The sequence below is a fragment of the Sinorhizobium mexicanum genome, from assembly GCF_013488225.1.
Lineage (GTDB): Bacteria > Pseudomonadota > Alphaproteobacteria > Rhizobiales > Rhizobiaceae > Sinorhizobium > Sinorhizobium mexicanum.
Map to the genome: position 1 here is coordinate 33,481 of NZ_CP041241.1, position 14,888 is coordinate 48,368.

Annotated in this window: 12 protein-coding genes and 2 pseudogenes; 11 read left to right on the plus strand and 3 right to left on the minus strand. The window is 61.3% G+C overall.

The features are described 5' to 3' along the window. Positions 1 to 64: 64 nt before the first annotated feature. The 7 genes and pseudogenes from FKV68_RS24345 to FKV68_RS24375 all read left to right on the plus strand — a co-directional run. A pseudogene (locus tag FKV68_RS24345) lies at positions 65 to 981 on the plus strand (tyrosine-type recombinase/integrase). 2 nt (positions 982 to 983) lie between these two features. Continuing rightward, positions 984 to 2,177 carry an IS91 family transposase gene (locus FKV68_RS24350; protein ID WP_180943102.1) on the plus strand — a complete coding sequence of 398 codons (1,194 nt, stop codon included), beginning with the start codon at positions 984 to 986 and terminating at the stop codon, positions 2,175 to 2,177. 288 nt (positions 2,178 to 2,465) lie between these two features. Continuing rightward, positions 2,466 to 2,705, plus strand: a complete 240-nt coding sequence (locus tag FKV68_RS24355; protein ID WP_246452744.1) for a type II toxin-antitoxin system ParD family antitoxin — start codon at positions 2,466 to 2,468, stop codon at positions 2,703 to 2,705. Beyond that, the gene (locus tag FKV68_RS24360) at positions 2,702 to 3,031 is read left to right on the plus strand and encodes a type II toxin-antitoxin system RelE/ParE family toxin (RefSeq protein ID WP_180943104.1); all 330 of its coding nucleotides are present in this window, start codon (positions 2,702 to 2,704) and stop codon (positions 3,029 to 3,031) included. The genes FKV68_RS24355 and FKV68_RS24360 overlap by 4 nt, the downstream gene beginning before the upstream one ends. Positions 3,032 to 3,606: 575 nt before the next feature. After that, positions 3,607 to 7,116 carry a hypothetical protein gene (locus tag FKV68_RS24365; RefSeq protein WP_180943105.1) on the plus strand — a complete coding sequence of 1,170 codons (3,510 nt, stop codon included), beginning with the start codon at positions 3,607 to 3,609 and terminating at the stop codon, positions 7,114 to 7,116. Positions 7,117 to 7,216: 100 nt separating this feature from the next. Beyond that, the gene (locus FKV68_RS24370; RefSeq protein ID WP_180943106.1) at positions 7,217 to 8,911 is read left to right on the plus strand and encodes a pre-toxin TG domain-containing protein; all 1,695 of its coding nucleotides are present in this window, start codon (positions 7,217 to 7,219) and stop codon (positions 8,909 to 8,911) included. A 204-nt stretch (positions 8,912 to 9,115) separates the two neighbouring features. Beyond that, positions 9,116 to 9,268, plus strand: a pseudogene (locus FKV68_RS24375) (LysR family transcriptional regulator); the annotation flags it as partial. Here the strand turns inward: FKV68_RS24375 and FKV68_RS24380 are convergent. Beyond that, entirely contained in the window at positions 9,245 to 10,288 is a 1,044-nt protein-coding gene (locus tag FKV68_RS24380) for a hypothetical protein (RefSeq protein ID WP_180944005.1), read from the minus strand. The pseudogene FKV68_RS24375 and the gene FKV68_RS24380 overlap by 24 nt on opposite strands. After that, complete coding sequence (locus tag FKV68_RS24385; protein WP_246452746.1) at positions 10,224 to 10,493, minus strand: nucleotidyl cyclase domain-containing protein; 270 nt, start codon at positions 10,491 to 10,493, stop codon at positions 10,224 to 10,226. Before FKV68_RS24385 ends, FKV68_RS24380 begins: the two co-directional genes overlap by 65 nt. Positions 10,494 to 10,579: 86 nt before the next feature. Here FKV68_RS24385 and FKV68_RS24390 point away from each other — a divergent pair, with 86 nt between their 5' ends. The 4 genes from FKV68_RS24390 to FKV68_RS24405 all read left to right on the plus strand — a co-directional run bounded on the left by FKV68_RS24390 (position 10,580) and on the right by FKV68_RS24405 (position 13,896). Next, positions 10,580 to 10,930, plus strand: coding sequence for a DUF2200 domain-containing protein (locus tag FKV68_RS24390; protein ID WP_180943108.1), 351 nt, complete (start codon positions 10,580 to 10,582; stop codon positions 10,928 to 10,930). 251 nt (positions 10,931 to 11,181) lie between these two features. Beyond that, positions 11,182 to 12,033 (plus strand): D-amino-acid transaminase, encoded by an 852-nt coding sequence (locus FKV68_RS24395; RefSeq protein ID WP_180943109.1) that lies wholly within the window; start codon positions 11,182 to 11,184, stop codon positions 12,031 to 12,033. Positions 12,034 to 12,061: 28 nt separating this feature from the next. Continuing rightward, positions 12,062 to 13,099 (plus strand): DmpA family aminopeptidase, encoded by a 1,038-nt coding sequence (locus tag FKV68_RS24400; protein WP_180943110.1) that lies wholly within the window; start codon positions 12,062 to 12,064, stop codon positions 13,097 to 13,099. Continuing rightward, a complete protein-coding gene (locus FKV68_RS24405) occupies positions 13,096 to 13,896 on the plus strand; it encodes a M55 family metallopeptidase (RefSeq protein WP_180943111.1) in 801 nt (266 codons plus the stop codon). Before FKV68_RS24400 ends, FKV68_RS24405 begins: the two co-directional genes overlap by 4 nt. On the opposite strand, the gene FKV68_RS24410 is transcribed toward FKV68_RS24405, so the two are convergent. Further along, the gene (locus FKV68_RS24410; protein ID WP_180943112.1) at positions 13,897 to 14,838 is read right to left on the minus strand and encodes a LysR family transcriptional regulator; all 942 of its coding nucleotides are present in this window, start codon (positions 14,836 to 14,838) and stop codon (positions 13,897 to 13,899) included. Positions 14,839 to 14,888: the final 50 nt, after the last annotated feature.

The window sequence follows — 14,888 nt, forward strand, 5'->3', positions numbered from 1 at the left end:
CCTGAATTGAACGTCGTCCGGCAAGGGCGGAGCATGACCAGCTTCTTCAACAAGGAGCCTGACCATGCAGTACCCCCACCAACTCGACACACCTATCAGCCCGCTGCGCCAGCGGTTGATCGACGACATGAACATGCGACGTTTCTCACGCGAAACGCAGCGCAACTATCTCTGCGATATCGGGCGCCTGGCAACCTTCCTCGGGCGTTCACCAGACACGGCGACCGCCGACGACCTGCGCCGGTTCCAGATCGAGCAGCAGCAGGATGGCGTTCCCGTTCCGACGATGAACAGCATCGTGTCGGCGCTACGCTTCTTCTTCACCCAGACCCTCGATCGCCCGGACCTGGCGCGCAGGCTCGTCCGGCTGGCGCATCCTCGGAACCTGCCTGTGGTGCTGAGCCGCGACGAGGTTGCCCGGTTACTCAATGCCACCACCTGCCTCAAGCACCAGGCAGCATTGTCGGTCGCCTATGGCGCCGGCCTCCGTGTTGCGGAGGTCGCCATGCTGAAGGTCGCGGACGTCGACAGCGAGCGGATGCTGCTGCGCGTCGAACATGGCAAGGGTGGGCGGTATCGCAATGCCATGCTTTCGGAGGGCCTGCTCACCCTGCTGCGCCAGTGGTGGAAGGTGGGGCGGCAGCAGCAGCGTGTGATGCATCGCGACGGCTGGTTGTTCCCGGGCCAACACGCAATGAAACCGATCAGCACGCGGCAGCTCGATCGGATCGTCGTTGAGGCGGCCCAGGCCGCCGACATTGCCAAGCGGGTCGGGCCGCATACGCTGCGCCACAGCTTCGCTACCCACCTGCTGGAGGACGGCACGGACATCAGGATCATCCAGGTCCTGCTCGGGGGCACGCAAAACTCAACAACACCGCCCTCTACGCCAAGGTGGCGACCAGGACGGTCCGCACGGTTACGAGCCCTCTCGACAAGCTCGGCCTGTTCAAGCCGGAAAAAGCCTCCCCCGACGGTTGAACTTGCGTGCCTCGATCGAGGTCGCCGACATCTTCCGTGCTGCCGGCGCGGCATACCGGCTCGCGCATGCAGGACATCTGAGCCTGCCGCAACTGAAGGTGATGTCGGCGGTCGAGAAATGCCGCACTGCTGCCCTCGGCGGTCACGTCGAGGCCTGCGAGGACTGCGGCCACCGGCGGATCGCCTACAGCTCCTGCCGCAATCGGCATTGCCCAAGGTGCCAGGGCGCAGCGGCACGGACATGGCTTGCCGAACGCGAGGCTGATCTGTTTCCAGTCGGCTGCTTCCACGTCGTGTTCACTCTGCCGGCCGAGACCGCCGACATAGCGTTCCAGAACAAGGCGCTCGTCTATGACCTGCTGTTCAAGGCGGCGTCGGAGACGATGCTGACCATCGCGGCCGATCGCAAGCACCTCGGCGCGCGCATCGGCATCACCGCCGTGCTCCACATCTGCGGATCGGCGATGACGCACCATCCGCATGTGCACATGATCGTTCCGGGCGGCGGCATCACGCCAGACGGAAGTCGATGGATATCATCGCGCCCGGCCTTCCTGCTTCCGGTACGCGTACTCAGCAATCTGTTTCGACGACTATTCCTCATCCGGCTGGTCGCTCTGCACGACGCCGGGCGGCTCAGCTTTTTTGGCGCACTTGCTCATCTCGCCGAGCGGCAGGCATTCTTGCGGCATCTATCGCCGGTCCGAAAGAAACGCTGGCTGGTCTATGCGAAGGCGCCGTTCGCGGGTCCTGAGGCGGTTCTTGCCTATCTGTCGCGCTATACCCACCGGGTCGCAATCTCGAACCGCCGCCTGATCACCTTCAACGAAACTGGCGTCACCTTCTGCTATAAAGACTACCGCCGCGACGGCTGCGACCGGCAGCAGATCATGACGGTCGCGGTCGATGAGTTCATCCGCCGTTTCCTGCTCCATGTCTTGCCGCGTGGCTTCCATCGTATCCGGCACTACGGCCTGCTCGCCAGTTCAGCCCGCAAGACCAGCCTCGCGCTCGCGCGCGAACTCCTGCACGTCGCCGCACCGGTCGATGACGGCGCACCGGGTGAACAGGATGACTTCCGCCCGCCATGCCCCTGCTGCGGAGGACGAATGATCGTCATCGAGATGTTCGAACGCTGGAAGCAGCCGCGCGGACCGCCGGATGCGACGGCGACAAACCGGGAGACGGCTTCATGACCCGGCATGGAATAGGCAAGACTTCAGCCGCAGGCGCCCCGCCTCCGGCAACCAACCCACGCGCGTTCATGCTGATTATCGCCGCCGACAGGGTTATGACGGGCCAGGTGCCGGGCGGGCTAACCCGCGCGGACGGGCAACGAAGTGCCCTGTCCGCATCCATCGCTCCACCGTCTGGCTGCAGTCGCGCTACCGCTTCGCGTCCGGCATTTGCCGGATAGGACTCGAGGTTGAACGACAAAAAGCGACTTCTTGCCAATTTTTGCCAAAGCCGCTATGGTCTTTCGCATGAGCACAATGAACATTTCCCTACCGGACCATCTGAAGAGCTTCGTCGATGAGCAAGTCGCCGGACGGGGCTATAGCACGAGTAGTGAATATATCCGGGAACTGATACGTCGAGATCAGGACCGTCTCGCGTTACGTCGGTTGTTGCTTGACGGAGCTTCGTCCGCACCGACCGATCCGGTCGACGCGGAATATTTCACCGGTCTGCGCGATCAAGTTCGTGGTCGACAGAGCAAGTGAATAACAAAGCGATTGTTCCCAGGGAACTGGCCCGTAGTGATGTCGAAGCCGCCGTCGACTATTATGCGCGCGAAGCTGGAACCGAAGTCGCCCTCGGCTTTGTCGACGCTCTTCAATCGGCTTACGATTTGATCGCAAATCACCCGGAGTCCGGATCGCTGCGGTATGCATACGAATTGGGATTACCTGACGTGCGGAGTATCTCCCTGAAGCGATATCCCTATCTCATTTTCTATCGTGTCCAGTCAGGTTATATTGACGTATGGCGTGTGCTTCATGCCAAACGCGACATCCCGCACTGGATGCAGGAACCGGATAGTCACTGACTGCCAGGACATTCCCGCCGGGGCTGTTCGTAGGTTCGATTCCGTTCAAGGCGAGGGGATGCACGTCGAATTCGCGAAAGCTGCGGCTGCGTCGGCGAGTACCTGTCGTCTCGGGTGGGTGGACATCGGAAGTTCGGATGTCCCTCGGGCCGCTGCTCTGGTTCGCGCCGTTTCGGAGACCTTGCCAGCTCTTACCCTACCGACTGAACTCGGGCCATAAACAGACTTCGGCCGGAAATCCGGCTCAATCTTCAGCTCGGCTGGTGATGGACGCCCGCAACCGGCTGAAAGCAGCGTCTGCCATACGAGCGGCGTGCTTGCGGCGTACCTCCTTGGCTATTCAGCCCAGGCTTTCGAAGATCTTCGTGGCGAAGGTTTCGAAAGCAAGCCGCCGTCCCGAGATGAGAAACACGTCCATTTGCCCTAGATTTCGACGATTGCCGGTGCCCGGGTCGGTGGTATCCTGATCTACAGACCGGATCTGCAAATGCCTCACGCGGTTCAATAGCTGGCCTCTTCTTTCAGTAGCGCGCTCGTCGATTTGCGCAAAGGAAACGAGCTTCGGGGGTGCTGCAATGAATGAGATCATCGGCAAGATTACACATAAGGAAAGCGGCCTCGGGGTTCCGGATCTACTCGTGATCGTTTATGACCTCGATCCCGACACGCGCCCTGAAGAATTGGCGCTTGACGGTACCTTGCTTTCGGGCACCGCGGTGACCACCGGCCCGGCGGGCCTGTCGGCGCTCGGCGATCGAATTTGCTCCGTCGCGACCGACAGGAATGGCGAATTCGGGTACAAGTTCGAGGATTCCGAATTCAAGATTCGAAGCGAGCAGGAAAAACGCCCGGACCTCCTGCTGATGGTGGCAGCGCCGGAAGAAACGGGCCAGGACCCGAACTCCCGCATTCTCCATTTCTCGCTCGCCGTACGCCAGAATGCCGGTCGGCTCGAGACGTTCCTGATCCGGCTTTCCTCCGAGCAGTTGACGAAAGCCGGCATCCCCTTGCCGACCCTCAACCTCGCCGACAATGAGCCGTCGAAAAGCATCCTCACCAGGGTGGCCGCCTTCGATGAACGGCGCGAGGCGATGCGCGTGGGGCTCGCGGATCTGACACGCAAGCAATTGGAGATAGAGAAGGCACGGCTCGAGACCTTCCACAACGACATCAAACCGCGGTTGATCAAAGAGCTTTCGGCCGTGAACGAAAACCTGGTGAATCCCGAACGTCTGGTGCTGCCGGGCCAAAGCGTTCTCGACAAGAGCGTCGCCGTCATGACGGACGTCATCACGAAGGTCATCAACGATCCGGTCGCGCGGTCGCCGCGCCGGGGCTATGTCAGCCTTTCCGATGATCAGAAGGGGCAACTCGAACCGCTTCGCGACGCCCACGGCTTTATCGATGAATCGGACGTTGCGAAGGTCCTGGGCCCCTCACCGTCGGTCGAGGCGCAAAACGGCAACGCCGCCCTCATTCGAGAGGACCCCTTGGTCCAGGTCTGCCGCGACCTTTCCAGAAGGCAAAGGCGAGCAGCCGAGCTCCTGGACGTTCCGGCGGGTACCCCGGGTGAAGACACCGACGATGTCGAGGCTGGCGCCGGCGCAATTGTCCCGGATGATGATCCAATCACCAAAAGCGATATAAGACGGCGCTTGTCCCACCTGATGAGCACGTTGACCTCGCCGGAGGAAGAAGTCGTCAACGGCCTCACGCCCCGCTCGGACAAGATCGAGGTCCAGAAGCAGATACGGCAGCTGTCATTGGAGAAAAGCCCGGCGGACACGCCCGCCTATTTCGATTTTCACAACCTTCAGATCGCTTTCGAGCATGTCTGGCAGGAGGTGATCGATCAGGGCCTGATTGATCTCGCCGAAAATGCGTTCGACACGATCGTCGCCCTGGGGGGTGACCCAAACGCTTTCGATTTCACAACCAATGTCGGGCACGGCTTCGTGAAGCTCGGCAGGCGGGTCGCGAGGACCGTCCGGGATCATCGGGATGGCGCCGACAGTGGAGACAGTTCGACCTGGCCGGGTGGCACGAGGGTCACCGACTCTTCATGGGGCGATGCCCGCGACCATCGCGCCGGGTGGCTCGGGATCGCCGACGACCTGCCCCAGGTCCTGAAGGATCTGGAGCAGCGGATAAAGGAGCCCTTCAATTTCACCATCTACGCGGCGAACCAGAAGGAGCGCAGCATCAATTTCGGGATCCTGCTGACCTACAATCAGGAATGGAAGCCGCAGGCCTACCAGGCGGGCGAATTGGTCAGAACCATCACGCTTGCTCCGAAGCAGGTCCAGAAGATAAGCGTGACCAGGAAGATCCACAAAAAGCGCTACCAGAAAGAGGTGGAGAACCACGTCCGGAGCTGGCGCGAGGAATCCACGCTGACGGCGCGGGCCGAAGAGGAGATCGTGCGGCGTGCTTCGGTCAAGACCAACTTCAACCTGACGACCCAGCACAAGTTCGACGTCAAGGTCCCGGGGCTCGGAAGCACCGACAATACCGTCACGAGCAGCTTCACGCGGGACGCCAGCAAGTCGTCCGACGACATCAAGAAATCCTTCCACGAGGCCGTCACCAAATCGGCACAGGACTACAAGAACGAGCGCTCCACCGAGGTCGTCACCGAGGACACTGAGGATCTCGAAACAGTGGAAACGACGGAGATCACCAACCCGAATGACGAGATTGCCGTCACGTTTCTCTTCTACGAGCTGCAACGCCGCTTCCGCGTAACGGAATCGCTGCACAAGATAACGCCGGTGATCCTTGTCGCCCAGGAAGTGCCGCGACCCGACGAGATCGATAACGATTGGCTGATGACCTACGACTGGATCCTGCGGCGCGTGCTGCTCGACGATTCGTTCCTCCCGGCCCTCGACTATCTGACCGAGAACGTCGCCGGCGACGACGTGGCACTGGCGCAGATGAGGCTGAGCCTCAAGGCCCAGAGCGAGAAGACGCAATCGCTTCGAGCCATCCAGGAGCGTCTGCAGATCAGAATGATGGCCCTGAAGGAATACCTTCGCCTGCTGAAGACTCCGTCATTCCTGGATGAATTCACGAACCCGTTGTACAAGGAATTCGCAAAGGACAAGACGGCGGTCGAGGATGCCATTCAGGCCGTCGCGGACGATCTGAACGACCTCGGCGGCCAGATCGGGAAGGAAACCGAAGCGCTGAACGCACTGGTGAATGCCTATTCCGAGGCATTCAGGGAACACGTCAATCATCTGACGCAGATCGCCCGGCTGCGCATGCATGTCAAACAGAACATCCTCTTCTACATGCAGGCCATATGGAACCATGAGCCCCCGGACCAGCGGTTCTTCCGCCTGCACAACACGAAGACGCCGGTCCTGCGGAAAAAGCGCAAGTGGATACGGGTCGACTTCAGCGCCCCCCGTCCCGACATGATGGCGGCGATGGCCCACAGGACGCTACCGAGTTTCAGCCCCTCCCCGGTGCGCACATACGAAGTCGAGACGAAGTATGAGCTGCACCCCGATTTTGATCCCCAGCTCCATTACGTGCCGCTGTCGCAGGTCGCTGATCTGGAAACGCTTCTCGGGTTCAAGGGCAACTACGCCGTATTCCCGTTGAAGGAGTCCAACGCCCTGACGGACTTCATGATGGCCCCGTACATCGACCACGCCTTCAATGCCCTGGTCGACCCCGACGACCTCGGCAACTGGTCCCTCGAGGATTTTTCCGATTACGTTTGTTGCTTGCGGGATCAGCTGGACGACGCTGAATTCGACCGGATCAAGGACCAGCTCCAGGCTCAGTTCAAGAGGCTTCTGACCGCCAGCCGGCGGGCCGACGACATGGTCACGGTCCCGTCGGGATCGCTGTTCATCGAAGCTCTTCCGGCGACCCATTCGCTCATCGAGGAGTTCAAGGCTCGCCACCGTGCGGTCGACGTCAAGCGGGCCCAGGCGGAAGTGCGAAAAATCGAGCTGGAGAATGTCCGCTACGCGGCTCGCGTACTCGGCGATGAGCTTGAGGATCCGGAGATCGAAAAGAAGGTCGTTGTCGAAGGATCGAGTGTTGTCATTCCCGCCGACGATACCTAGGACCGCTGCGCTCCGCGGTCTCGTCGGACGCGCGAAGGGCGCCGTAGCACCTTGAATTGCTGCATGTTTCCGCAGGAAACATCAGAGGAGGAACCGCGCGATGGGCGACGGGTTCAGCGACAGGATGTGCTCCGCCCCGCTCACCGAGGACCGCATGTGCTATGCCCCGGGTGTGAGCCCGCCACCCTCGGAACTGGAGAGGTTCAGGCAAGCGATTACAGAGGCAAGCAAGGTCCACAGGAACGAGCAGCTTCGCGCGATGATTCCTTCGCCGCAGGTGATCGCGGCCGAACGGCGCAACCAGGAAGCGGACTTCAAGAAACTCCTGGCTGATGCCGGCCTCACTGAAAAGGAATTCGAGATCGTCGTCGCTTACGCGCGAGAGCAATTCTACAGCGGCGTCACGCTGTCCGAAGAGGTCCTCGAGGACCGCATCCGGGCGCTCCACCCGCCCCCGCCCCGATTCCAGGGCACGGTCGACCCTCGCGGCTACAATATCGGTCTGATGCCCCGCACGCAGATCGCGTACGACTTCTTCCTGTCGGCTGCCCAGGAATGCTTGAAACCACAGAAGTTCCTCGAGTGCTTCGGCACGGCGCTGAGCCTCGCGCTCGACTTCATGCCCGTGATCGGCAACATCAAGGGTCTCATAGAGGCCTATACGGGCCGGGACCTCATAACCGGCGACAAAATCCCTGACTGGGCGCGCTGCCTCAACGTGGCACTGGCCGTATTGCCTGGAGCGGGCGCCGCGTGGAAGGCAATCCGCGCAGGCCTGAGAGCCGCCCAACGCGGCAGCAAGGCTGCCGTGAAAGCAGTTCTCCCGATCGCCATGGTCGTGGCCGTCGCCAAGGCGACGCCCGCGGAATCGATGCAGATCATCAAGACTGTCGCCGGCCTCAACGAGACCGCGCTCAGGACCGCTGTAAAAGAGGCAGAGAAAGTGGGCGGAGGCGTTCTTTCCGCGAGCAAGGCGCAGGATGCAGCGGTTCGGGAACTGAGCCGTGTCCTTTCGCCAGACCAGATTGCAGACATCGAAAAGGCGATATCTGAGAAGGCGGCAAAGGCGACGGCGGCCGAGGCCCCGGCAGCGGCAAAGGCTGCGACAGCCCCCGCCCCGTCGAAACCCCAGGTCCCCGGCATGCCGGGGGCCGTGCCCGGGGCGGGATCCGGCGGCGGCGGAGGTGCAGGGCGGCGACCGAGGAAGAAACCGAAAGGGACGACCGGGCCAAAGGCCCTGTCTGCGGCAGAGAAGACAAAGGCCTATAAGGACGTCGGCTTCGCCAGGAGGGATATGCCGCAAGGTGACCAATACAAACCCTGGGGGCGCTACCAGGTCGGGAAAACAAAGAAGAACTACGAGCAGGCCGCCAAGCTCAAGGATGGTCGCGAGGTCAGGATCGATGATCTGGAAATAAACAAAGCGGCGCCCGAAACGCTCGACATGGTCGACTACAAGCACTCAAAAGAGGTCACCGAGATCGCCGATATCCTGAAGAAATCGAAAAACCAGTATGACGATGTTTTCTTCAGGGAACTTGAGAAGTCCGGGCACTGGCAGGGCTTCGCTGACAAAATCGACCAATTCTTGCGCCAGGCCCAACTGATCCTCGAGAATCCAAAGGCTTTGGGCCAGATCATCATCCGGTGCAGCGACAGCCGGACTGCTCACATTTATGAGCATATCGTTGCCAATCTATACGGCAACATCTTCACAAAGGTCGGCAAGAAATGGGTCAAATCGGAAGGACTGGAAAAGATAATCGACGCGATCGAGATCGAAGTCGTCCCTTGAACCATTGCATCTTTGGCTCCACGGTCACCGCGAGTCTTGCCCAGTCTGAAGCTTCGAGTTGATCCGAAAATCGCATAATGTATCGTCTGGAACAGTGTGTTTGCTCCACGACACAGGGCGGCTATTCCGAACTACTTCGACCGTCTGGGCTTTGAACTCCTGCGGCCACTCTTCAGGGCCTCAAGTCCGGTTGTTCCCGGCGGCGAAGGCATGCCGAACCGCAATTTCGAACTGCGCAAGGTGAGCGGCGTCGACTTCCGCATCGGCCTCGGCGTCGCCTGGAACAAGGAGGACCCGACCGCGAGCCGCGACGACATCATCGACATCGCGAAGTCATTGGCGAGGTCGGGCAGGTAAGGGAAGCAGACAGACAGGAAAACCCTGGATAGAGGAGGCCGGAAGGGCCACACTTCCCGCCAGCAAGGCGAGCGAATCGGAATTGTTGGGGGCGGCTGCCAAGACACGGTTGTGCTCGTCGCTCGCGGCCTCGAAATCCCCATCCATGGCTCGGAAGCCAGCCATGCAAATGCGGGCCGCCGTGTCGGCGGGATCAAGGGCCAACCCTTGTTCGATGCACGCTTTCCAGTGTTGCATGGATATTCGTGGATCGCTGGCAAAGGCGTTGCAGGCCTGTACGGAGTATGCGAGTCCAAGATCGGTCCAAGCGCGTGCGAGCCCAGGATCGAGCTCAACCGCTCGCGACAGTAAACGGATCGCTTCGGCATTGGATTCACGCGTGAACAAGTTGAGTTGCTCCTGCCCGAGCAAATAGCACTCATACGCAGGTAGGCTGGCAGGATGCCTTCGCCGGACAACGTCTCGTTTGAACTTAAGAAGCTTCCCACAGCAGCTTGCGAGACTGTTGACGACGTTCTCGGTGACCATGTCCTGAATGACAAACAACTCGTCGGCCGACTGATCGTAGCGCGCGCCCCAAAGGTCGGCTCCGCTCCGTGCATCGACGAGTTGCACCGAAATTCGAATTTGCCCTTCGCGCGATTGCAAGCTGCCCTTAAGAAGGTAATCGGCATCCAACGCCCGCCCGATGGATCGCGCGTCTTCACGTTTTCCCTTGTATGAGAGCATTGTCTGACGGGATATGACGGCGAGGTCGGGATAGCGTGCGAGATCGGCAATAATGTCTGCCGTCAAGCCATCTGCCAGACGCTCCCAGTTTTTGTGACCACTAATATCTTCGAATGGAAGCACAGCGATGACTGGGGGCCCGAATTTCTCGAAATCAGCGAGCAGCTCACCCGCTGCACTACCAGCAAAAAGCGGGGTATGAGCGGGTGTGTTGAATCCTGCCAAGCTATGACCACTTTCGGGAGCAGCTAAAGCCGCTTTGAGCGCTGTCGCGTCGCCGTTGAGCTGCACTCGGTAAACCCTGACGGGCCAGGCAATATTTTTGAGCTGCTGCTCCCCGAGGTCCCTCTAAGATGATATCGACTTTGCCTCGCACGTCCTCCTGCACCCGAGCGGAGACATAAATACCACCCGGTTCGGCGAGTCCTTCGAGCCGTGCCGCCACGTTCACACCATCGCCGTAGATGTCGCCCTCATCGACGATGACGTCGCCCACATCGATGCCGATGCATCCAACGTGGATCGCCCGATCGATGTGAGCAGTTCATGGGCGATCTCAAGTCCGGGCATATGAGAGATCCCATGTCAAAGCATCGGATCTATTCGGTCAGCGTCGCAAGCGTCTATCCCCATTATATCGCCAAGGCGGAGAAGAGGGGGCGCACGAAGGCGGAGGTCGATGAAATCATCTGCTGGCTGACGGGCCACAGCCAGGAGACGCTGGAGGATCAGTTGGCGAAGAACGTCAGTTTCGAGGATTTCTTCGCGCAAGCGCCCCGGATGAATCCCTCCCGATCGTTGATTAAAGGAACGGTCTGCGGTGTCCGCGTGGAAGAAATCCAAGAAGCCACTATGCGGGAAATCCGTTACCTCGACAAATTGATTGACGAGCTCGCAAAGGGGAAGGCGATGGAGAAGATCTTGCGACAGTAGTCTGGCACCGGCGCTGGAAATCGCTCGAGGCCAGCCGTTCTCGAACATCAAGGCTTCGTCAGGACGGTGGCACATACCCATGGGCGGTTGCTGACCCCTGCGTGACATTGACTAAATGACACGAGAATAACTCGTTGAAAGATAACGTCTCAGGCAATTCTTGCATAAGATGCTGCCCAAATTGAATTGGTCAGAGGCGGCAAGTCGCACCAATGTCCCGGTCAACGACAACATATGCGCAAGAGGAACAGATGGGCCGGACCGTCTACGTCCACGGGAATTTCGTCCCGGAGGAAGATGCCCGCATCGGGCTTTTCGATCGTGGCTTCCTTTTCGGCGATGCCGTCTATGAGGTGACGGCCGTGATTGCCGGACGAATGATCGACAACGATCTGCATCTTGCCCGTCTCGAACGCTCGCTTCGCGAACTCGGTATTGCGCTTCCCCTTTCCCGCATGGAAATCGAGGCGCTCCAGTCGGAACTCATCACGCGCAATGGCCTCAAGGATGGCACCGTCTATCTGCAGGTTTCGCGCGGCGAGGCGGACCGCGATTTCCTTTATCCCGAAACCATGGTGCCAAAACTCGTCGGCTTCACGCAGGCGAAGACGCTGATCGGCACCAGAGCGCAGCGCGAGGGCATTGCGGTCGACCTTGCGGATGATCCACGCTGGCGCCGCCGCGACATCAAGACGTCCATGCTGCTCGGGCAGGTCATGGCGAAGCAGGCAGCCCGGGCGCGCGGTTTCGACGATGTCTGGCTCGTCGAGGAGGGCCTGGTGACGGAGGGTGCATCCTCGACGGCTCATGTCATCACCGCCGACGGGCGGATTCTCACCCGTGCCGCTTCGCGGGCGACGCTGCCGGGCTGTACGCAGCGTGCGCTTGCCCGCCTCTGTGAAACCGAGGGGCTGCATATTGAGGAGCGGGCCTTTGCGCCCGAGGAGGCGCAAGAGGCAGCGGAAGCCTTCCAGACGTCGGCCTCCAGCCTTGTCATGCCGGTCGTACGTATCGGCGGCCGAGTAATCGGCGACGGCAAGCCAGGCCCGATGACGCGGCGGCTGCAAACCCTCTATCTGGAAGCCGCCGGCGTTCCGTCCTAAGGAAGGTAGAGACGTTAGGAGGAATGGAATGAAGACGGCGCGTGACCTCGGCCTGATACCCGAAGGCCGACTGGCGGCAGGTCCGGACAATGCCATCACCGACGTGCCGGGCGTTGCGGTCGGACACCGCTCGCTGCGTGGAGAGGGCATTTTTACGGGCGTGACCGCCATCATCCCACATCCGAGCGACCTCTTTCGCGTGAAGCCGCGCGCGGCCGTGGAGATAATCAACGGCTTCGGCAAGTCGGCGGGCCTGATGCAGGTGGCCGAACTCGGTACGATCGAGACGCCGATCCTGCTCACCAATACCTTTGGTGTGGCGGCCTGCACGGAGGCGCTTATCCGTCGGGCGATTGCCGCCAATCCCACGATTGGGCGAAAAACCTCGACCGTCAATCCACTGGTCTGCGAATGCAACGACGGTAGCATCAACGATATCCAGGCGCTGGCGGTGACACCTGACGATGCCATGGCCGCCCTGGATGCGGCCAGGCCCGGTCCGGTCGAGCAGGGAGCAGTCGGCGCCGGCTCGGGCATGACGGCCTTCGGCTTCAAGGCAGGCATCGGCACGGCCTCGCGCCGCCTGCGCATAGCCAAATGCGACTATACGCTCGGCACGTTGGTCCTCGTCAATTTCGGCGCGGCAGGCGATCTCGTGTTGCCCGACGGCCGCCGACCCGATCCGCGCGCGTCGGCCGATTCCGAACGTGGCTCCGTCATCGTCATCATGGCGACGGACCTGCCGCTCGGCGACCGGCAATTGCAGCGCGTCGCGCGACGCGGTGGGGCGGGGCTTGCCCGGCTCGGCGCTTTCTGGGGCCACGGCAGCGGCGATGTCGCGCTCTGCTTCACGACGGCTGATCCCGTCGAGCACGAACCGCCGTCGTCCATCACGACCCAGCAGCGCCTCTCCGACGATCATATCGATCTTTCCTTCCGTGCTGCTGCGGAAACCACGCAGGAGGCCGTACTGAATGCGCTCTGCATGGCCCCCGCGACGCCGGCGCGGGGCGGCCGTACCTATCCCGCTCTTGTCGATTGGCTGAAGGAGAACCCACGCCGATGAAAGTCTTCATCTCCGCCGATATCGAAGGCACTGCAGGCATCGTCCATTGGGACGAGGCCGAACGCACCCATGCCGACTGGACCGAGTTCCGCGCCCTGATGACCGCGGAAGTGGTTGCCGCCTGCGAGGGCGCGCGCGCCGCCGGCGCGACGGAGGTCGTGCTAAAGGACGCCCATGACAGCGGGCGCAATCTTATCCTCGATCGCCTCCCGGACTATGTCCGCATCGTGCGCGGCTGGTCTGGCCATCCAGATGCCATGATGTTCGGCCTAGACCCGGGCTTTGCCGCGGCGATCTACACCGGCTACCACTCCAAGGCGGGTAGCGAAGGCAATCCGCTCGCGCATACGTCGAATATGCGCATCTCCCGTTTGCTCCTCAATGGCGAGGTTGCTTCCGAATTCACCATTAATGCGCTCTGTGCTGCCGGTTACGGCGTACCCTCGATCTTCCTTGCCGGTGATGCCGGCATTTGTTCGGAGGCGCGGGCCATGGTGCCGGGGCTGAAGGCAGTCGAGACGCTCGAGGGAACGGGCCGCGCCGCGATCTCGATTTCCCCCGCATGGTCGCGCCGCCTCATCCGCGAGGGTGTGGCAGAGGCGCTCTCAGGCGATTTCGCGCAGGTGCTGCCGGCCCAGGCCGAGCGCTACGAGTTGGTGATCGAGTTCAACAATCCGACGGATGCTTACCGTGCCGGGTGGTATCCGGGTGCCTATTCGCATGGCCCGCGCGCCGTCGCCGTCAAGCACGCAGATTTTGCCGAAATCCTGCGCGCGCTAGTCTTCCTCAAGGTCTGATCAGGCAGGCTGCCGTTCCAGCCATTGTTTCGTCATGCGCCAGAAGTCCTCCACCTTGCGGTTGCGGGTGGCGGCGTGACGGTAGAGGCGGATTTCGAGGTCGAGGTTCCAGCCGGGATCCGCCGAAGCGGGCACGAGGCGTCCGGTCTCGACCTCGTCGCGCGCAAGGCTCTCCGGCAGCCAGCAGAGGCCCGCGCCCGTCACCGCCATGTTCATCAGCCCGGCGCTGATTGTGTTCTCATGCGTTGTGCGCCGTCTGAAGGGCGGTCGGCGCAAGAGCAGACGCGACAGGGCGACGCCGAAGAAGGAATTGAATCCGTAGCTGAGATAGGGAATGGCGAGCCGCGGCTGCGCGACCGCACGGTCGAGAATGTGCAGTCCCGGCTGCGTGATGCCGGACATGGAGATGCTGGCCGCGACGAGGGGGACCAGCCGATCATGTGCGACTGTGAGCGATGAAATCTGCCCCCGATCGAGGTGGAACGGCACCTCCGGGTGGGCATAGGTAAGAAAAAAATCTGCCTCACCGCCGACGAGAGCGTCGAGATTGGCCTCTATGCCGCCGCGGTCGGGCATCAGCGAGGTGCTGAAGGCGCCGCCTGCCTCTTCCAAGGCCTTCAGCCAGCGCGGGAAGAACGTCACAGTCAAGGTGTGGAGCGCGGCAAAGCGGATAAGACCCGCTTCGTGTGATGGTCTTAGCGCCTCGCGCGCCGCATAAAAGGTGCGGATCGCCTCCTGCGCCACGGGAAGAAAATTCCGGCCGGCTGCGGTGAGTTCGGCCGGCATGGTGGCGCGGCTGATTAGTGTCGCGCCGAGCCAGCTCTCCAACTGCTTGATGCGGCGGCTGAAGGCGGGTTGCGTCACGTTGCGCATATCTGCCGCGCGCGAAAAACTCGACGTGTCGGCGAGCGTCACGAAATCCTCCAGCCATTTGATCTCCACGCCCGACTTCCTCCCGATACTGTCCGCCCGCCCGTGCAATCGATCATAAG